15 protein-coding genes and 1 rRNA gene are annotated in these 19626 nt (G+C 42.3%); 13 read left to right on the plus strand and 3 right to left on the minus strand.

Annotation, left to right across the window (positions count from 1 at the left end; translation table 11 throughout):
- Nucleotides 1-17 precede the first annotated feature (17 nt).
- A complete protein-coding gene (locus G414_RS0106870) occupies nt 18-854 on the plus strand; it encodes an undecaprenyl-diphosphate phosphatase (protein ID WP_022792077.1) in 837 nt (278 codons plus the stop codon).
- Between the two features lie 36 nt (nt 855-890).
- On the opposite strand, the gene G414_RS07440 is transcribed toward G414_RS0106870, so the two are convergent.
- The 3 genes from G414_RS07440 to G414_RS0106885 form a co-directional block, all read right to left on the minus strand.
- Complete coding sequence (locus G414_RS07440; protein WP_022792078.1) at nt 891-1769, minus strand: YihY/virulence factor BrkB family protein; 879 nt, start codon at nt 1767-1769, stop codon at nt 891-893.
- A gap of 81 nt (nt 1770-1850) precedes the next feature.
- Entirely contained in the window at nt 1851-2498 is a 648-nt protein-coding gene (cbpA, locus tag G414_RS0106880; protein ID WP_022792079.1) for a cyclic di-AMP binding protein CbpA, read from the minus strand.
- 111 nt (nt 2499-2609) lie between these two features.
- Complete coding sequence (locus tag G414_RS0106885) at nt 2610-3212, minus strand: TetR/AcrR family transcriptional regulator (protein ID WP_022792080.1); 603 nt, start codon at nt 3210-3212, stop codon at nt 2610-2612.
- A gap of 130 nt (nt 3213-3342) precedes the next feature.
- Between G414_RS0106885 and G414_RS0106890 the strand changes: the two genes are divergently transcribed.
- The 12 genes from G414_RS0106890 to G414_RS0106945 form a co-directional block, all read left to right on the plus strand.
- Nucleotides 3343-5781 (plus strand): YhgE/Pip domain-containing protein, encoded by a 2439-nt coding sequence (locus G414_RS0106890; RefSeq protein WP_022792081.1) that lies wholly within the window; start codon nt 3343-3345, stop codon nt 5779-5781.
- Between the two features lie 370 nt (nt 5782-6151).
- Nucleotides 6152-6718, plus strand: coding sequence for an aminoacyl-tRNA hydrolase (gene pth / locus G414_RS0106895; RefSeq protein WP_022792082.1), 567 nt, complete (start codon nt 6152-6154; stop codon nt 6716-6718).
- A 20-nt stretch (nt 6719-6738) separates the two neighbouring features.
- Nucleotides 6739-10257, plus strand: coding sequence for a transcription-repair coupling factor (gene mfd, locus G414_RS0106900; RefSeq protein ID WP_022792083.1), 3519 nt, complete (start codon nt 6739-6741; stop codon nt 10255-10257).
- 3 nt (nt 10258-10260) lie between these two features.
- Complete coding sequence (locus tag G414_RS0106905; protein WP_022792084.1) at nt 10261-11832, plus strand: polysaccharide biosynthesis protein; 1572 nt, start codon at nt 10261-10263, stop codon at nt 11830-11832.
- Between the two features lies 1 nt (nt 11833).
- Nucleotides 11834-12097 carry an RNA-binding S4 domain-containing protein gene (locus G414_RS0106910; RefSeq protein WP_022792085.1) on the plus strand — a complete coding sequence of 88 codons (264 nt, stop codon included), beginning with the start codon at nt 11834-11836 and terminating at the stop codon, nt 12095-12097.
- A gap of 120 nt (nt 12098-12217) precedes the next feature.
- Nucleotides 12218-12589 (plus strand): FtsB family cell division protein, encoded by a 372-nt coding sequence (locus tag G414_RS0106915; RefSeq protein ID WP_022792086.1) that lies wholly within the window; start codon nt 12218-12220, stop codon nt 12587-12589.
- Between the two features lie 56 nt (nt 12590-12645).
- Entirely contained in the window at nt 12646-13629 is a 984-nt protein-coding gene (tilS, locus tag G414_RS0106920; protein ID WP_022792087.1) for a tRNA lysidine(34) synthetase TilS, read from the plus strand.
- Between the two features lie 118 nt (nt 13630-13747).
- Nucleotides 13748-14320 (plus strand): hypoxanthine phosphoribosyltransferase, encoded by a 573-nt coding sequence (gene hpt / locus G414_RS0106925; RefSeq protein WP_040761695.1) that lies wholly within the window; start codon nt 13748-13750, stop codon nt 14318-14320.
- Between the two features lie 63 nt (nt 14321-14383).
- Nucleotides 14384-16495, plus strand: coding sequence for an ATP-dependent zinc metalloprotease FtsH (ftsH, locus tag G414_RS0106930; protein ID WP_022792089.1), 2112 nt, complete (start codon nt 14384-14386; stop codon nt 16493-16495).
- A gap of 126 nt (nt 16496-16621) precedes the next feature.
- Complete coding sequence (gene hslO / locus G414_RS0106935; protein ID WP_022792090.1) at nt 16622-17518, plus strand: Hsp33 family molecular chaperone HslO; 897 nt, start codon at nt 16622-16624, stop codon at nt 17516-17518.
- An 81-nt stretch (nt 17519-17599) separates the two neighbouring features.
- The gene (gene lysS / locus G414_RS0106940) at nt 17600-19084 is read left to right on the plus strand and encodes a lysine--tRNA ligase (protein WP_022792091.1); all 1485 of its coding nucleotides are present in this window, start codon (nt 17600-17602) and stop codon (nt 19082-19084) included.
- Between the two features lie 367 nt (nt 19085-19451).
- Nucleotides 19452-19626: ribosomal RNA gene (locus tag G414_RS0106945) — 16S ribosomal RNA — on the plus strand; the annotation flags it as partial.

Below are 19626 nucleotides of genomic sequence, written 5' to 3' on the forward strand. Positions count from 1 at the left end.
AAATAGAGGAGTTTATTATGATTGATTTGATCAAATCAGCCATTGTCGGGATTGTGGAAGGAATTACGGAATTTCTTCCAATTTCCTCTACGGGGCATATTATTATTGCGGATGCTTTTTTGAATATTCCGGGTGGACCAGTTTGGACAAAAGCTTTTTCACATATGTATGAATACGCAATCCAACTAGGTGCTATTATGGCCGTCATTCAACTCTACTTCCACAAGTTGAATCCCTTCTCACAGCGAAAGACAGCTGTGGAACGACAAGAGACTTGGAGCTTATGGTTTAAGGTCATTGTTGGTGTTTTGCCAGCCGTTGTTGTTGGGTTGCTCTTTAATGACTATATGGAAGATAATATTTGGCTGGTGGCAGCAATGTTAATTTTGTATGGTATTTTCTTCATTGTAATTGAAAATTACCTGCAAGATAAGCGGCCTCGCTTAACAGATATGACGAATATCTCTTACAAATTTGCTTTGTACGTTGGGTTGTTCCAAGTGTTAGCGATTATTCCGGGAACTTCACGCTCTGGAGCAACTATTTTGGGTGCCTTATTACTAGGAGCATCACGCTTTGTAGCGACGGAATTCTCCTTTTTCATGAGTATACCAGTTATGTTTGGTGTAACCATTCTTAAAGTGGGCACTTATCTCTGGCATGGGGGCACCTTTACGGGCATGCAAACAGGCGTGATGGCGGTTGGCTTCATCGTGTCTTGGATTGTTGCTTATGTCGCCATCAAGTTCTTGTTGGACTATTTGAAGAAGAACAATTTCAAACCATTTGGTTATTATCGAATTGTAGTCGGCTTGCTCGTAATTGTTCTAGTTTGCATGGGAATTATTCGTTAATTAATAAAAAGCATTGAGCAGATAGCTCAATGCTTTTTATTTTAGGGGATCCCGTAAGTGTTTGAACCGTTGCCGCAATTTTTTATGGTTATTGGCCGGCCAAAGTTCATCTAAGATGGCAGTGATAATGGTGCCAACAAGGCTCACGAGGGACATGAAGTTCATCCATAACATGGTTACAATGACTGAGCTAATCGCCTGGTAAAAGGAATAAGCCCTAGCGACAATAAAAACATACCAACTAAAGAGATTGGCTAAGTTCAGCATCATCCAGACTTCGAAAATTGTTCCAACAATCGCCCAAGGTAGCCAGGGTTTCTTGGCCGGTAGTAACCAGTTAAAGAGGCTTAGACCAATAAAAAGTCCGCCGGCAACAATAAAGGGCTTAGCAGATTCAATATGTGAAATGATCTGCCTATCAAGGGGGAGGGCATCAAGAATATTAGAGCCAATAGCAGCAAATAATAGTAAAAGCGCAATTAGTGAGAAGATGAGGATCATCCATAATAAAGAGATAAAGCGATCAACAATGGCAATGTTTTTTGCCTGAACGCCATAGATGATGTTTTGGGAGGTGCGAATAGCAGCTACAACCCGTGATACTGACCATAGTGTGACGACAATTGAAATTGAAAAAATACCAACGCCATTTTGATGGAGAATAGATTGGATAACACTGTGTAAGAAGGTGCTAACGGAAGGTGGCATTGTATCTTTCAGGTAGGTAACGATGGTTGTTAATTGAACGCCAGCAATTGATAAAAAACTTCCTAGGACTATAACAGCTGGAAAGATTGATAACAGGGCGAAGTAGGAGATAGAAGCACTAGCATAGCCCAAATCTAATCTGGTCGTGTAGTCTAAAATAACGCGAGCAAATCGACTGCCAAAGATACGACGAAGATAGTGAGACATAAGCAGGTCCTTTCCCTGTTTATTATGGGTGGATGAGTGTTGGGTCAAAAGGTAAAAAGAGCAAGGACGCCGATGATGAAGTTAGCTAGCAGATGGATGTTGGTTTAAATCTTCAAGTGAAACAAGTTCAAATCCACGACGATCTAAATGACGAATAATTTTTTTGAGCAGGTTTTCATTGACACTCATTGGTAGCGTATAAATCATGCAGGCGGTGTTCAAATTTTGTTCTGGATTAAGTACCAGGGCACCTAAAATGGTGGTATAACGTGTGATAATCTTGGTGGCTAGTTCTAAACTACCACGTTGCCCATTAGAACGTAACGTTAGGTTATAGCGACTAGTTGTTGGACGCCAGGAGTCTTCCATCAATTGTTCTAATTGACTATGAGTGATGATGCCATAAAAATGATTATCTGTATCTAAGACTGAGATGAAAGGAAGGTCACGTAAGGCAAAAATAAGGTCAAGGAAACTACTATCAAGGGGAATAAATTTAGTCATATTCCGTATGAGGGTGGTCACTGGTTCATGCATATTGCCATGGGCAGCCTGGTGTTTATAAATATGCATTTTATAAATAGCGCCTCGAAAAAGCTGGCCACTACGATCTAGAATTGGTAGTGCTCGAAAATTGAAGTCTTCTAAGATGAGCAAGGCTTCTTGTATGGTTGTATCTTCAGTGATTGTGGTTAGTGCATGACGTGGTTTAACCAATGTCTCCAGCATAAAATAGTCCTCCTTGATCCCTTTCTCATTTAATTATAATATCATGATTTAGGGTTAAAAAAGCGACTTGAGCCGGAAAAGTATGTAGTTCTTGAGAGATAGGGGTTAAGTTTAATCAAATACTAAGAGGTCGCGGGGAGCTAAGAGACGACTACGCATTAAAATTTCAGCAAGTTCATCAGGGGTCTCAGGATTGGTTTTATTTAACCAATGCCGTACGATGTTTAATAAATTACTAATGGCGATTTCGCGACTGTAATAAATAGGAATTACTGTGGAAAAGTGTCCATTGAGCTCGGCTAATTTTTGACTAAAGAGGTGCTCAATTAATTGTTTAACGCGTTCAAAAAACTGCGGATCGCCCTTTTGTGAAAACAGGGCCCGAATAGTGGCGCGTTCGCTGTCAACAAAGTTCAGGCAGTAGCTAAAGGCTTGATAGGTTGAACTAGCGATATCATCATCGGTTCTAGCTAGAAAGGGTTCATTAAGATGGTCGGCTAAGATTTGACTAAGTTCTGCAAAGATAGTGTCTTCAATTTTATTTAATAAGTCATACTTATCGACGTAATGAACGTAAAAGGTACCACGACTGATGCCTGCCTGACGGGCGATGTCTGAAATCGTTAGCTTATTAAACCCGACCTCTTCGATTAATTGAATAAAGGCTTCTTTGATTTTTTGATCAGTGAGCGCATTTTGTTCTGCGTGTTTCATAGCAGCGATTCCTCCTTATTAAATACGATAGACAGTTTGTTCAACATTGCCTATTGAACTGCTGTTTTATTAGGTTTTATTATAGACATTATGACGAAGACAGACAAAAAAATAAGCAAGGAGGTTCATCATGTTTAAAAGAGAGTTAAATTTCTTAAAACGCGATAAATTCTATATTTTAGTAATTTGTGTCCTCTTTTTCGTACCTTCCTTATATGCAGTGCCATTTCTAGGTTCTTTATGGGATACCTATGGTAATGTAGATCAGCTACCAGTGGCTCTTGTTAACAAGGACCAGCCAGTCTCTTACCAGGGACAAAAATTGGCGGTGGGTGACGAGTTAGTACATGAATTAAAAAAGGAAAAACCTTTAAAAATTCACTATGTAAGTGAGCATCAGGCTCAAACCGGGCTAAAAGACGGACGTTATTATATGGCCGTCACCATTCCTAAACAGTTTTCAAAGGATGCTACCACGTTATTAGAACAAAAACCCAAGCAGATGACACTCCACTATGACACAAGTTCAGGGCATAGTTTTATTGGAGGTAAGTTATCTGAATCAGCTGCTAAGCAAATTCAAGGTCAGGTCGCAACGTCTGTAACGAAAGCTTACACTAAGGCTATGATGACTGAAGTTAAGAAATCTGGCAAGGGGGTTGCGCAGGCGGCTGCAGGAAATGCTAAGCTGGCTGATGGGGCAAAGCAAGTGGCCGATGGTAGTCAGAAGTTAAGTGATAATTTAGGTGTTCTTGCATCCAGTAGTTTAGCCTTTGTTGATGGGGCCCAGCAACTAAAGATGGGCTTGAATCAATATGTAAATGGCGTAAAACAGGCCCAAAATGGTAGTGCGGCCTTGGATAATGGATTGAGTCAGCTACAAGGACGGGTGCCTAGCTTACAGAATGGTGTAACGCAATTAGCTGCTGGACAAACCACACTAACAAATGGACTCAATCAGTATACAGATGCAGTAGGTCAGGCAGCTAATGGGAGCCAAAAGGTAACCCAGGGCTTACAAGCATTAAATCAAACCTTGCAGTCAGCTAACCTCAAGGATAAGACGACTGTCCTGAAAAAGGAGTTAGCAGAATTAGACGCAGCACTAGCTGCCTTGGACAAACAAGGACAATCATTGCCGGATATTAGCCGCCTAGAAAACCAAGTTGGCCAGTTGAAGACATTGATGAACCAACTTGATCAAGCAAAAGCAGCCGATAACCAAGCGATGCAAGCGGCAATTAAGGACTTAGGTGCTTCGGCCCACCATGGTGGGACTTTAAGCGATGAAGAAGTTGCAGCGGTTCAGGCAACGGTTGCAAAACAAACGGAACAGTCACATCAACGGCAGATTTTAAATCAGTTGCAGGCAGCAATGCCGCAATTATTGCAAGAGGTTGAGCCACTACTTAGTCAAGCTGGCAGTTTGGAAAATACCCTTGCAGGATTAAAGAAGCAACCAAAGCCAAATGTACAAGCCATTAACCAGAGCCTAGACCAGGTTGCGGCCTTACCATCAGCAGTCCAACAGCTGACGGCAGGCTCACAACAATTAACAGGTGGCTTGCAAACTTTGCATGGTCAAGCACAACCTTTGATGAACGGTGCTGTTGCGGTACAAGGTGGTTTGCAGACACTAAAGCAAGAGTTACCAGCCTTAACAAGTGGAGTAAGCCAGCTACGTGGGGGTGCTAGTCAACTTAATAGTGGCTTGGCGACCTTAACGGGTAACAGTGGGCAACTCCTTAGCGGCAGTGGTCAGTTAGCTAATGGTGCGCAACAAATGCAAGGTGGTGCTAACCAATTGTTTACTGGTTCAAAGCAACTTACGCCAGCGGTAGATCAAATTGAAGCTGGTAATGATACACTGGCAAACAAACTGGGCACGGCTGCAGACAAAGTAAAACAGTTACCAGCCGGTAAAAACTTTATTAAGCAGTTTGCCCAGCCAACGGGCTTGAAGCACAAGGAGCATGACCGGGTTGCAAATAATGGGACTGGAATGGCACCTTACATGTTCTCAGTCGGTTTATATGTGGGTATGTTGGGAATTAATTTGATGCTCAATATGGTCGATCCAAGAGGAAAGATTACGTCAGTTTGGGCCTGGATTGGTACTAAGGTAAGTATTTTACTAGGGATTGCGACAATGATGGCCTTGGTACTATTTGGCTTGAGTCAGTGGATCTTAGGCATGCATTTTGTTAACCCGATGGCAACGCTAGGCTTTTTGATTGTGATGGCCTGGATGGATGCTTTCATTGTGACCGCTCTTTACATGTGGTTTGGTCGTGCTGGTGCTTTTGCGGCGGTTGTTTTGCTCATTGCGCAATTAAGCCTTTCAGCGGGAACGTATCCTATTCAATTGTCACCAGCTATTTACCAACAACTACATTGGACAGTACCAATGACCTATACGGTAGACGGACTGCGTGAGGTGATGATGATTAGCGGTTCAGCTTGGCCACAAGTCCAAGCGATGGCTGGCTTTATGCTAGTTGGTTTTGTCTTAATGCTGGCTTATTATTTATTACACAAGCGACGTTATGATAATACCTATGGCAAGTAAGTGATTACCTTAATTAAAGTTAACCTAAAAAGGCGACTATCCTTAGTCTAAGGATAGTCGCCTTTTGTTGATATAAATGACCAGCGACTCTATTTTAAATAGCAACATAAGTAACAAGCGGTTTTGAATTGGGTTTCCAAAGGACCCAAGTTTGTTAAAAAGCATCTTGTAACGATAGCCTATGCCCTGATTCTGAAAGTTAAAGGTCTCGTTCCAGACTCGTTAGGGCAGGTAAATTACTAACAAAGGTTAGCTCTTTTGTATTAATCCTTGTATAATAGGTCCGTAGCTAGCTAGAAAATAAAGTGTTAGGGGAGGACCTGGGCGGTTCTGCCCCTTTCGTGCATTCAAGAAAGAAGATGTAAAACTTATGAAAATGATTGTAGGATTGGGAAACTTGGGGCGTGAATATTCACGAACTCGACATAATATAGGATTTATTTGTATGGATGCTTTAGCTGATAAATACGATTTAACCTTTACCCAAGATGGTGCTCACCATGCTTTTGTTGCTACTTGGTGGTATGAGGGAGAAAAGGTATTGTTAGTTAAGCCAACGACTTTCATGAATGATTCTGGTCGAGCAGTTCGTCCACTGATGGACTATTATCATTTAGATTTAGCTGATGTTTTGGTTGTACACGATGATATGGATATGACCTTGGGGAAATTGAGACTAAAAGCCAAGGGCTATGCCGGTGGGCACAATGGGATTAGGAGTATTGCCAGTCATTTAAATACACATGAATTTAATCGGTTGAAGTTTGGTATTTCCCATCCTAAGCATAGTAAACAAGCTGTCATTGATTACGTATTAGGAAAATTCGGTCCTGATGAGGAAGATGCGTTGCAAATGGGCGTTAATAAGGCAGTCCAAGTATTTGAAGATTTTGCGACTGGGGATGATATGGCAACGTTAATGAATCGCTTTAACTAATCCTAGGAAGGAGGCCTTAGATGCGTTTAACAGAAATGGTGGCACAAGAACCGGAGATTAAAGAGTTAATCCCGCAATTAGCCCAAGCGGAAAATGGACGTCATGTTGTCACCGGGTTATCGGGGAGCGCGCGTACGGCTTATTTAGCTGCCTTACAACAAACTAGAAAAGCCCCCCTATTGGTCGTAGCTGATAGTCAATATCATGCGGATCTTTTAGCGGAAGATTTAGCAAGTTTGTTGCCAGAGCAGCATATTCGGGTTTTTACAGGGCAAGAAACGTTAGCTAGCGAAGTTGCAGTAACGTCACTTGATGTACCGCTAGCCAGGGTAGAAGCGCTCCGTGCTCTTTTATCAGATGACCAGGCAGTGGTAGTAACGTCAGTTTCTGGTTTAGAGTGCTATTTGCCACCAGTTAGTGAGTTTGCTCGGGCAGCGTATACGATTGATTTTGACCATGATTATGAATTGCAAGCGCTACAAGAGCGATTACAAACAATGGGGTATCGACGCAATGCTGCTGTTGAGCAGCCTGGTGAATATGCTCTGCGTGGGTCAATAGTGGATGTATATCCGCTTAATGCTGAAGCTCCGGTTAGAATGGATTTTTTTGATACTGAATTAGATTCGTTACGTACGTTTGATATTGAAAGCCAGCGAAGTATAGCTAGTCTCAAGGAAATCACCATTTTGCCGGCAACGGACTTAGTGGCTAAGCCAGATCAGATACAAGCTGCTAAGACACGTTTAGAATTGGCGATGACCAAGGCGCGCGACCAATTGGTAGGTGCTGATAAGCGCCATCTAACAGAAGGGTTACAACCCTTATTGGCTAATTTAGAACAAGGAGTTTTAACACCTGAAATTAGGCAGTATCTACGCTACTTGTATCCAAACCCGGCCAGTTTATTGGATTATTTGCCTAAGGATGGTCTCGTTGTCTTTGATGATTATCCACGGTCCCTGGAAAATGCGGAACAAATGGCTAAGGAAGATTCAGCGTGGTGGGAGGCGAAGTTAGCCAATCAAAAAGTATTACCAGATATTGATTTTGGTTTTAGCTTAGCTAATCTGGCTAAACAGGCCCCTCAAACGAGTCTATTTAGTACGCCCCTCCAACGGAGTATTGGTAATTTAAAGCAGTCAACGTTAACCAATGTAACTGTACGACCAGCCCAGCAATTTTTTGGTCAAATGCCGATGTTACAGGGGGAAGTACAACGCTGGCAAAAGCAAGGCTATACAGTGTTATTCTTAGCCAATACGAAAGAACGAGCAGCAAAACTTACACAGACGCTGACTGATTTTTCAATTCAAGTTAATGAAACAAGTGCAGATGATTTGAAGATTGGGCGAACACAGGTCGCTGTTTTGCCAATGAGTGCAGGCTTTGAGTGGCCAGCACAAAAATTAGTGGTCTTAACGGAAAGAGAGCTTTTTCAACAGGTAAGGCGTAAAGCGCCAAAACGGCAAACGTTAACCAATGCTGAACGGATTAAAAGTTATGATGAACTCAAACCGGGTGATTATGTGGTTCACATTAATCATGGAATTGGTCTTTATGAGGGCATGGAAACCATTGAACAAAATGGGGTTAAGCAGGATTACATTACGATTGCCTACCAGAAAGATGCCAAGATATTTATCCCGGTTAGTCAACTTGACCTTGTACAAAAGTATGTTGGTGCTGGCGAACGGGCACCACGGATTAATAAACTTGGTGGTACTGAATGGCAAAAGACGAAGGCCAAGGTAGCTAAAAAGGTTGAAGATATTGCCGATGACTTACTTGATCTGTATGCAGAACGAGAGCTTAAAAAGGGCTATGCATTTTCTAAGGATGACGAGGCGCAAGCGGCATTTGAGGAAGCTTTTCCTTATCCAGAAACGGCAGATCAATTACGGTCTGCTCGTGAAATAAAGGCGGATATGGAAAAGCAACGGCCGATGGACCGCCTGTTAGTTGGTGATGTAGGCTTTGGAAAAACGGAAGTTGCAATGCGAGCGGCCTTTAAAGCGGTACATGATGGGAAGCAAGTGGCCATGTTAGTTCCAACCACGATCTTGGCTCAACAACATTTTGATTCCTTTGTTAATCGCTTTGAAGGTTTTGGGGCTAGGATTGGGATTATGTCTCGCTTTCAGTCGACAAAAGAACACCGGCAAATGATAGCGGCCTTGAAAAATCATGAGATTGATATTGTTATTGGGACTCATCGCTTGCTTTCTAAGGATGTAGCTTTTGCCGACTTGGGATTGTTAATCGTCGATGAGGAACAACGGTTTGGGGTTAAACATAAAGAACGATTGAAAGAATTACAAAAGAATGTTGATGTTCTGACGCTAACGGCGACTCCAATTCCACGCACTTTAAATATGGCGATGGTTGGTGTACGTGATTTGTCGGTCATTGAAACGGCACCAGCTAATCGCTACCCTATTCAAACCTATGTGATGGAGCAAAATGGACGTACCATTGCGAACGCGATTGAACGTGAAATGGACCGTGGTGGTCAGACCTTCTACCTGCATAATCGGGTTGAGGATATTGAAAAAGTCGTAGCAATGCTAGAGTCCTTGGTTCCTAATGCACGGGTTGCCTACGTGCACGGTAAAATGTCGGAGGCCCAATTAGAAGGTATTCTAGTTGACTTTATCAATGGCGAATATGATGTTTTGGTGACAACGACAATTATTGAAACTGGGGTTGATATTCCCAATGCGAATACCTTAGTGGTTGAAAATGCCGATCATATGGGGTTATCACAGCTTTATCAATTGCGAGGCCGGGTTGGTCGGTCAAATAATTTGGCTTATGCTTACTTTACCTATCCTGGTACGCGCACGTTAAATGAGGAGAGCGAGAAGAGATTATCCGCCATTCGTGACTTCACTGAATTAGGGTCTGGGTTTAAAATCGCCATGCGTGACCTTTCCATTCGTGGTGCTGGAGACTTGTTAGGACAAAGCCAACATGGGTTTATTAACACAGTGGGCTATGATTTGTATATGCAGATGCTAAAGGAAGCAGTTGCGGCGAAGCAGGGCCAGCAGACTGAGAAAAAGAAGCGGACAGATGCAGAATTGAACTTGCAAGTAGAAGCTTACCTACCGCAAGATTATGTGGCAGATGGACCACAAAAGATTGATCTTTATCAGCGGGTAAGGCGAGCCACGAAAGCAGCACAGTTTGACGAAATAGAAGACGATTTATTGGATCGATTTGGTGAATTACCATTGGCAGCACAACACTTAGTCTTAGTTGGACGGTTGAAGGCAGCAGCCGATCGAGCCGGTGTCACTATGATCAAACGAGATGCAGCAACTAATACTTTGCTGGTAACCTTTGCTGATGAATGGGTTACGAGTCAAGAACTTCAGGCAGTCTTAACGGAACTAAAAGTACGCGGACAGGTAAAGGTAAGCCGCAACGTATCCCTAGTGATACCTATCCAGCCTAAAGATACACCGGCTGCTTGGTTACATCAGTTAACGCAGGTGTTGAATCAGTTGGCACCAGAGCAGTCTACAATGGAGTAAATGATGAAAAAGCAAAAAATGTTAGCCGGAGCTGGCGTCTTAGCTGCAGCTGGGTTAATTGCTAAGATTTTAAGCGCCGTTTACCGGGTACCTTTTCAAAATATTGTTGGTAATCAGGGATTTTATGTTTATCAGCAGGTTTATCCGCTTTATGGTATTGGAATGGTTTTAGCCTTAACTGGCTGGCCTTTGTTCATCTCCAAGGTCATCGCTGAGCAAGAAACTATTCAAGCACAACGGGTGATTGCCCAGCGTTTATTAGTCTTATTAAGTGTAGTTGGGGTTATTTTATTCACCGGCTTATACTTTGGAGCTGAGTATATTGCTCAGGGGATGAGTGATATTAGATTAACTGCGGAAATTCAAGCAGTGGCGTGGCTTTTTCTTCTAATTCCATTTCTAGCCGTTGGGCGTGGCTATACACAAGGGCAGTTAGATATGTTGCCGACTGCTTTTTCGCAGGTCATAGAACAAGTGATTCGAGTGAGCTGGATTTTATTGATTGCATGGTATGGCATACAAGCAGATTGGTCTGTTTATCGCATAGGGACCTGGGCTACTTTTGCGGCAACATTAGCTGGTGTTGGTGCCATGGCTTATTTAGTGTTTCACATGAAACCCAAGTTATTAATTAGTAGGACAGTCCAAGCCAATCCTCAATTATCTTGGAAGCGGTTGGCCTATCGTTTATGGACAGAGGGCAGCTTACTTGCGCTGTTGGCGGCATTGCTGATTTTTCTTCAATTGGTAGATTCGTTTATGGTTAAACGGTTATTGGAAGTCATTGGTTACACTAGCACACAGGCTGAGTATACCAAAGGTGTTTATGATCGTGGACAGCCGATTGTTCAGTTAGGAATGGTGGTTGCCACCGGGATAGGAACAGCTCTGTTACCGAATTTAAGGGTACACTGGTTGAATCAAAAGGAGTCCTTGGTTCGTCGAAATTTTCGATTAACGGTGCGACTATCCCTTGTCTTTAGTATCATGGCAGTGGTTGGACTGGTGGCCATTATGCCGGCACTTAATACCATGTTATTTGCCTCTGCTGAAGGTAGTGGTACTTTAAGCTGGTATGTTTTGATGATTTTACCTGCTAGTTTGTTGACAGTCCTGTCCAGTGTGTTACAAAGTATTAATCAAGCTCAGGGACTAACCTGGTACGTTGGTGTCACAATTATTTTAAAAGTGGTCGCTAATAGTTTTTTAATTCGGTTAATGGGAATTGACGGAGCAGCCTTGAGTTCAGTTGTTGCCCTTTTACCCTTTTTGTTGTTTGTTATTATTAAAACGCCTAAGTCTTTTTTTAAAACTGGATTTTCGGGCAAATGGTTTTATAACGTAGGATTAGTTGCCGCAGGGGTTTTCATAAGTGCGTTTTTAATCACCTGGTTATGTGGCCTTGTCTTTGGTTGGACACGATTAGGGAGTATGCTTACAGTAGTTGTTGCGGTCTTGGTAGGTTTGTTGACTTTTTTGTTTATGGCAGTTAAGTTGCGGATTTTTACCGAAGATGAGTGGTTAGCTTTGCCCAAAGGGGCCTGGTTAAAACAGAAAATAGATAGAGGAGCGTAAAATGCGTGTAGATAAATTTTTGAAAGTGGCTCGTTTAATTAAGCGTCGGAGTGTTGCTAAGGAGATCGCTGATCAAGGCCGTGTTGATATTAATGGCAAGGTAGCTAAATCATCTAGTGTAGTTAAAACTGGTGATGAATTGACCATTCGTTTTGGTAATAAAACCATGAAAATTCGGATTGAGCGGATTCTAGAAACAACTAAGAAAGATGAATCGACCGAGCTGTATACCATTTTAGATGAAACGTATCCACAAGCTGACTAAGCGAAATCAGGTGAATTTTTATAGAAATGGTTAAGATGTTATGAATCTGATTAAGATTCCTTTCAAACTTATGTAGAGTAGACCTTGTAACTGTTGTGTAGTAAATGAGGGCCTGGCAGCATGGAAAATTGGAAAAAACAATCGAATATTCAAGCATTAAATGTGGCCGGAAAAAAAGAAATTGATTTTCGACAAAAAGAAGTCCATTACCAGCAGGCGATTCATCGTCGTCGCCAATGGTGTTGTGCTGCTTTTATGATTGTCATCACCATTTTTGCTATGGTTAATTTTCACGTGCAATATGAACGCAACGCTTTAGCTAAGCAAAGTGTTGCCGAAGTAACAAAGAATTTAGACCAAGCTGAATCAAATCATGCTGATCTTAGTCAGCAGGTAAAAGATTTACATAGTGATGAATATTTGCAAAGGGTCCTACGTAAGCAGCGGATGTATTCTAAAGAGGGTGAAGTAATCTTTAATTTGCCTGACTAATATGAGGAAAGACAAGGGTCGAGGCAAAACTCGGCCTTTTTAAATTGGGAAATAGAATGGTAAAAGCAAAAGTAATACGGGCCAATATGGTGCGTCACGTGAGGGAAAGACAGTTATTTAATGCCAATGATCATGTCTTAGTTGCGGTATCTGGCGGGGCAGATTCTTTATATTTACTAAACTGGTTGACTAATGGTTATTTACCAGCAGATATTCAGCCGACGGTAAGTGCTGCTTATATTAATCATCAGTTACGATCAGATTCACAAGCAGAAGAAGAGTTTGTGCGTGGACAGTTTGCAAAAATATCGAGGTTGGAAACACGGACGATTAAACGTTTGGAATGGGAACAGGTCCCAAAGACGGCAATCGAAGAGCAAGCGCGTGACCGACGCTATCAAGCTTTAGAGCAAATTGCTAACCGGGTCGGAGCCAATATAATGGTTACGGCTCATCACCAGGGCGACCAAGTAGAGACGATTTTATACAAGCTTATTCGGGGAAGCCGACTTGAACAGTTAGAAGGGATGGCTGAAAAACAGGTGCGTAGATCGGGCTTAACCTTAGTACGGCCCTTTTTATGCCTGCCTAAAGATAAACTTTCTATACTATCTGATGGTTCAATTCAGCAGTGGATTGAGGATCCGACGAATCAAGACCAACACTATGCCCGCAATCGCTTGCGGCATGCAGTTTTACCGGTACTAAGGACGATTAACCAACAAGCTGATCAACATATTCTCGATTTAAGTGATCAAATAGCTGGTCAACGTTACCTCATGCAGGCTGAATTAGAACGACAGGTTAGTCGTTTGGAGGCTGGACAGCTAGATTGGCAGTTACCAAAAGATGTATTGATCCTTATCTTGCAAACCTGGTTGGATCAGCAGGGCTTAGTTTCCGTTAAAGATCGACAGCTAAGTCAAGTGATTACCTTAATGAAAAACGAGCACGTTGCAAGTGGACAAGTCAGTTTAGCCCATGGATGGCAACTAGAGCGGCTAGGCCATCAATTACGTCTTCGAAAATCAACCAATTAAAGGGGTGGTTTTTGGTATAAGGACTAAACAATTAGGGTTAATTATGTTAGGCTTAATGCTGTGTAATAATGGGTGAATTATATTTTTAGGAGACAGAACAAACATGACGCAAGACGACATGAACAATGACATTGAACGTGTCTTGTATAGTCAAGAGGACATTGCTCAGGCTGCTAAACGAGTGGGTCAGCAATTGGCACAGGATTATGCAGGTCGCACACCAGTAATTATTTCAGTACTGAAAGGTGCGGTTTTATGGACGGTCGATGTTATGCGTTATATGCAATACGCTGAAGTTGAATTTATTGACGTGTCCAGTTATCACGGAGGTGTTGCCTCTTCAGGAATGGTAGATTTGGTAGTAGACTTACAGACTGATATCAAGGATCGTGACGTTATTATTATGGAAGATATCGTCGATACTGGTCGTTCCTTACAGTTTATGAAGGACTTGCTAGTTAAACGAGGTGCGGCTTCCATTAAAGTAGCTAGCCTCTTAGACAAGAAGGACGGGCGTGTCGTTGATGCCAAGGTTGATTATATTGGCTTTGATGTACCAAAAGCCTTTGTTGTTGGGTATGGTTTGGACTATAAGCAGTTATACCGAAATCTGCCTTATGTGGGGATTTTGAAGCAAGAAGTTTATGATCCAGAACATGTCAATGTAGTTGATGTGACTTCAGAGCATTAAGGTAGTGTCAGTAAAAAGTAAAGAAGACGTAAGTGGTATTAAATGCCCTTACAGGAGGACTAGATGAAAAATCCACGTAATGGTGGCAATTTTGTTCGAAATAGTCTCTTTTATGTTGTCGTAGTATTGGGATTCCTGGGACTGATTTATTGGGTCGCTGGACCAAATCAGGTTGCCACGACCAAGAATACGTCAACGTCAGAGTTTATGACAGAATTGCGCGATAAGAAAGTGAAGAATCTGACGATTCAACCTGGCGCTGGGGTTTACCAGATTAGTGGTGAGTACCGTAAGCCTCAAGCAAATAGTAAGTCAGATGATAAAGATAAGCAGGGGCTTGTGATACCTCAGATTTTAGAGACCAAGCCAAGTAAAAGTAAGAACTTTAAGACGCAAGTTGTCGCCAGTGATGAGGTGATTGCTGACGTACAAAAGGCAGCTAATAAGTCGAATACAGAAATTACAACTCAACCTGAGCCTTCTAATTTCTGGAGCACAATGTTGGTTTCATTCTTACCAATTGTGTTGATGATTGGTTTGTTCTATATGATGTTTAGAGGAATGAACCAAGGTGGTGGCCAGGGCGGCCGCGGTGGCGGTATCATGGGCGTTGGTAAGTCTAAGGCTAAGCCGGCTGATCCTAGTGAAAACAAGGTGCGGTTTAAGGATGTTGCTGGTGCCGAAGAGGAGAAACAAGAACTGGTTGAGGTTGTTGAGTTTTTGAAGGATCCCAAAAAGTTCTCACGTTTAGGCGCTCGTATCCCATCGGGGGTTCTACTTGAGGGCCCTCCTGGAACTGGTAAAACCCTGCTAGCAAAAGCGGTTGCAGGTGAAGCCCAGGTACCATTCTTTTCAATTTCAGGTTCTGATTTTGTTGAGATGTTTGTTGGTGTAGGTGCCAGTCGTGTCCGTGATCTGTTTGAAAATGCGAAAAAAGTTGCACCATCAATCATCTTTATTGATGAGATTGATGCGGTTGGTCGTAAGCGTGGCTCAGGAATGGGTGGCGGAAATGACGAACGTGAGCAAACATTGAATCAAATGTTAGTTGAGATGGATGGCTTCTCCGGTACTGAAGGGGTTATTGTTATGGCAGCAACTAACCGTTCTGATGTCTTAGATCCCGCCCTCCTGCGGCCAGGTCGGTTCGACCGTAAAATCTTGGTTGGTCGTCCTGATGTTAAGGGACGTGAGGCGATTCTTAAGGTGCATGCAAAAAACAAGCCTTTGGATAGTGATGTTGATTTGAAGGAAGTTGCTAAGCAAACACCTGGTTTTGTGGGTGCTGACTTGGAGAACTTGTTGAATGAGGCTGCTCTTTTAGCTGCTCGACAGGATCACACAACGATTAATGCTAGTGACGTTGATGAAGCTGAAGATCGGGTCATTGCTGGACCAGCAAAGAAGGATCGGGTTGTTTCAGCTAAGGAACGTGAAGTGGTTGCTTATCATGAGGCTGGTCATGCCATTGTTGGCTTAGTCCTCAATGACGCCCGGGTTGTTCATAAGGTGACGATTGTACCGCGTGGTCGGGCAGGTGGATATGCCATTATGCTACCACGTGAAGATCAAATGTTGATGTCAAAGTCGGATGCCAAGGATCAAATTGCTGGTTTGATGGGTGGCCGTGCGGCTGAGATGTATATGTGGGAACAACAATCTTCTGGGGCTTCTAATGACTTTGAGCAAGCAACGCAAATCGCGCGTTCGATGGTGACACAGTATGGAATGTCAGAAAAGTTGGGTATGGTTGAACTAGAAAATGCCAATACAGCTTACATGGGACGCGATGGTTTAACTTACTCAGAAAAGACGGCTGCACTGATTGATGATGAGGTGCGAAAGTTAACTTCTGAAGGTTATAACACAGCGATTTCAATTATTGCTCAATATCATGATAAGCATGAAGCTATTGCTAAGGCCTTATTAGAATATGAGACTTTGGATGAGAAGCAGATCTTAAGCTTGTTTGAAACTGGGCATATGCCAGCAGGGACTACCTCTACACATGATGATGCCAAGCCAATGTCATATGAGGAGGCTAAGCAAGCGGCAAACCAAAAACTCACAAGTGAGGAAAAGGATGCTGTTGCTGATCACTCAAAGGCTGAAGTCTTGGAGCCAGATGATAGTGCACTTGATCCAGACAGTGAAAACGGGCCTGATCAAGTATAGTTTGTTTACTAATAAATGAGTGGCATAGAAGTCGACCTTAGTTAGGTCGGCTTTTTTGTATGTGAATACGAATGCGTTATAATAGTAAGGACCAATAACTTTAAAAGGTATGTATTAGGAGATAACATGACAGATAAATTAGTTCGTGCAGTGACGAAGAACGGCAATTTTCGTGCCATTTCAGTAGATGCAACGCAAATGATGAATCAAGTAGCTAAATATCACGATGCTTCGACCCTAGCGATAACTATCTTAGGTCGTGCTTTATTGGGTGGCCTTTTGTTGGCAAATGCTTTATTAAAAGATCAGGAACGCCTAGCAATGACCATTGATGGGGGTGGCCCAGCGGGTAAAATTGTTGTAGAGACATCTGCTGAAGGTCAGGTCCGCGGTTATGTGACGAATCCACAGGTGACATTGCCTAAGAAGGCTGATGGCAGTGAGGATGTAGCTGCGGCTGTAGGAACTAATGGTTATCTAACAGTGACCAAAGAAATGGGTGAAGATACGGAACCCTTTACAGGGAAAGTTCAACTAGCAACGGGAGAAATTGGTGATGATATCACCTATTATATGGCTAAGTCTGAACAAATCCCTTCCGCTGTTGCTGTTTCAGTCGATATTAATGATGACCACACAATTAAGGCAGCAGGTGGATTTATGGTGTCGACACTACCAGATGCGACGGATGAAGAACTTGCAGCATTAGAGAGTCGGTTAGAATCATTCCCTTCAATTGCATCTATTTTAGAGCGTGAACATGAGCCGCTTGCTTTGTTGAATAAACTGTTTGGTAAGGACCAAATAAAAGCCTTGAGTAGTACTGACGTTACTCTTTACCCCGAGTTAACTAAGGCGCAGTATGCGCGGATGCTTAAGACATTACCGCTAGAGCAACTAAAAGAGATGCTAGCTGATGATCACGGCGTACAAGTGGAAGATCGTTTTACAGGGAAGCAGATTAGATTTGATCAGGCTGAATTAACAAGTATTATTAAGTCAGTTGAAGAACAACACGATTAAACCTTGCAAAATGTGGGTAGGATTGGCAAACTAAGAAGGACTGATTTTATAATTTTTTGAAAAAGGGGCAGGATAAAGAGTATGGCAAACCAACAAGAGTCATTGAATGACCAAATGATTGCACGCCGTCAAAAAGCGGATGAAATGCGGTCGGCTGGTATTGACCCATTTGGTCATCGTTTTGAGCGTACGCATACGGCAGCACAGTTACATGCCACATTTGATGATACAGATGCTGAACAGTTAGAGCAGGACCAAGTGCCAGTTAAAATTGCTGGGCGTATGATGACGAAGCGGCGGTCAGGCAAAATTAGCTTTGCAGATATTAAAGATCGTACGGGGCGCATTCAAGTCTTCATTCAAAAACCTGTGGTTGGTGAAGAAGCATATGAGTGGTTTAAGAAGTCAGATCTAGGGGACATACTTGGCTTTGAAGGGTATGTAATGAAGACGCGAGCGGGTGAGCTATCCGTTAATGTGCAAAAAATTACCCATTTGGCTAAGGCTTTACGTCCTTTGCCGGATAAATTCCATGGTTTAACCGATATTGAAACAAAATATCGGCAAAGATACTTGGATTTGATTTCCAATGAAGAAGCCTATACGCGTTTCTATCAACGATCACGAATCATTACAGCTATTCGACAATACATGGATAATGACGGCTTTATTGAAGTTGAAACACCTATGTTGCAAAATGAAGCCGGTGGGGCAGCAGCACGCCCATTTGTTACCCACCATAATGCTTTAGATATGGATATGTACTTGCGCATTGCACTAGAATTACATTTGAAGCGTTTAATTGTTGGTGGTATGGAACGTGTCTATGAGATTGGGCGTGTCTTTCGAAATGAAGGTATGGACCCTAAGCACAATCCAGAATTTACAGTTATGGAATCATATGCAGCCTATTGGAATTTTGAGGATGTAATGACTGAGACGGAAAACATCTTTAAGGCAGCAGCTAAAGTTGTGGCTCCTGATTTGAAAGTTACTTATGATGGTCAAACAGTTGACTTAACCAAGCCATTTGCCCGTAAGCATATGGTTGACTTGATTAAGGAAAAGACAGGAATTGATTTTTGGCAACCAATGACTGTAGCAGAGGCTCGTAAATTAGCAGATGACCATCACGTGTCATATGAAGACTATTGGGGTGTTGGACATATTATCAATAGTTTCTTTGAAGAGTTTGTTGAAAAAACAATTCAAGAACCTACCTTTGTCTACGGCCATCCAGTGGAAGTGTCACCTTTGGCAAAGAAGAACGCTGAAGATGATCGCTTTACCGATCGTTTTGAACTGTTTATTCTAGGCGGCGAATATGCTAATGCCTTTACAGAATTGAATGATCCAATTGATCAACGTAGTCGTTTTGAAGCTCAAGTGGCTGAGCGGGCAGCTGGTAATGACGAAGCTGAAGGAATTGATGAAGATTTTGTTGAAGCCCTAGAATATGGAATGCCACCTACTGGTGGATTAGGTGTTGGAATTGATCGGTTGGTTATGCTATTAACTGACGCAAAATCGATTCGTGATGTCGTTTTGTTCCCAACTATGAAATAATAATGAACTAGAAGTCACCTTAAATGGGTGGCTTTTTTTATTTAGTTTTATAAAGGGTTGACATACTGAAAGACTGTCTGTATAGTATTAAGAGTTGTCGACGGTTGATGCAATTCAACGTTGATAAAAAATAATATCAAAAATAGTGTTGACAACAACTTTTATTTTTGATATTATAAATAAGTTGTCGCTTGAGGTTACCACTTCAAAAAACGACGGTAGATCATTGAAAACTGAATATCGTTTCGATATAACAAATGTGTAGGGTCACCACGTATGTGGTGCAAACATTTGCGAAGTCAATTCGCTAGTAAATTCGTTTAACATCTGTTAAACAACAACATAATTTGAGTACTACTCAAATTCTCAAAATGAGAGTTTGATCCTGGCTCAGGATAAACGCTGGCGGCGTGCCTAATACATGCAAGTCGAACGCCTTGTCGTTCTACTGATTTAGAGAGCTTGCTCAATACTGACGTAGAACTATACAAGGAGTGGCGAACGGGTGAGTAACACGTGGGAAACCTACCTCTTAGTAGGGG

The sequence above is a fragment of the Weissella halotolerans DSM 20190 genome, assembly GCF_000420365.1.
Lineage (GTDB): Bacteria > Bacillota > Bacilli > Lactobacillales > Lactobacillaceae > Weissella > Weissella halotolerans.

Bases quoted from the DNA above. Each gene is read 5' to 3' on its own strand.
- G414_RS0106870 (WP_022792077.1), top strand. From the start codon at position 18: ATGATTGATTTGATCAAATCAGCCATTGTCGGGATTGTGGAAGGAATT.
- G414_RS07440 (WP_022792078.1), bottom strand. From the start codon at position 1,769: ATGTCTCACTATCTTCGTCGTATCTTTGGCAGTCGATTTGCTCGCGTT.
- cbpA (WP_022792079.1), bottom strand. From the start codon at position 2,498: ATGCTGGAGACATTGGTTAAACCACGTCATGCACTAACCACAATCACT.
- G414_RS0106885 (WP_022792080.1), bottom strand. From the start codon at position 3,212: ATGAAACACGCAGAACAAAATGCGCTCACTGATCAAAAAATCAAAGAA.
- G414_RS0106890 (WP_022792081.1), top strand. From the start codon at position 3,343: ATGTTTAAAAGAGAGTTAAATTTCTTAAAACGCGATAAATTCTATATT.
- pth (WP_022792082.1), top strand. From the start codon at position 6,152: ATGAAAATGATTGTAGGATTGGGAAACTTGGGGCGTGAATATTCACGA.
- mfd (WP_022792083.1), top strand. From the start codon at position 6,739: ATGCGTTTAACAGAAATGGTGGCACAAGAACCGGAGATTAAAGAGTTA.
- G414_RS0106905 (WP_022792084.1), top strand. From the start codon at position 10,261: ATGAAAAAGCAAAAAATGTTAGCCGGAGCTGGCGTCTTAGCTGCAGCT.
- G414_RS0106910 (WP_022792085.1), top strand. From the start codon at position 11,834: ATGCGTGTAGATAAATTTTTGAAAGTGGCTCGTTTAATTAAGCGTCGG.
- G414_RS0106915 (WP_022792086.1), top strand. From the start codon at position 12,218: ATGGAAAATTGGAAAAAACAATCGAATATTCAAGCATTAAATGTGGCC.
- tilS (WP_022792087.1), top strand. From the start codon at position 12,646: ATGGTAAAAGCAAAAGTAATACGGGCCAATATGGTGCGTCACGTGAGG.
- hpt (WP_040761695.1), top strand. From the start codon at position 13,748: ATGAACAATGACATTGAACGTGTCTTGTATAGTCAAGAGGACATTGCT.
- ftsH (WP_022792089.1), top strand. From the start codon at position 14,384: ATGAAAAATCCACGTAATGGTGGCAATTTTGTTCGAAATAGTCTCTTT.
- hslO (WP_022792090.1), top strand. From the start codon at position 16,622: ATGACAGATAAATTAGTTCGTGCAGTGACGAAGAACGGCAATTTTCGT.
- lysS (WP_022792091.1), top strand. From the start codon at position 17,600: ATGGCAAACCAACAAGAGTCATTGAATGACCAAATGATTGCACGCCGT.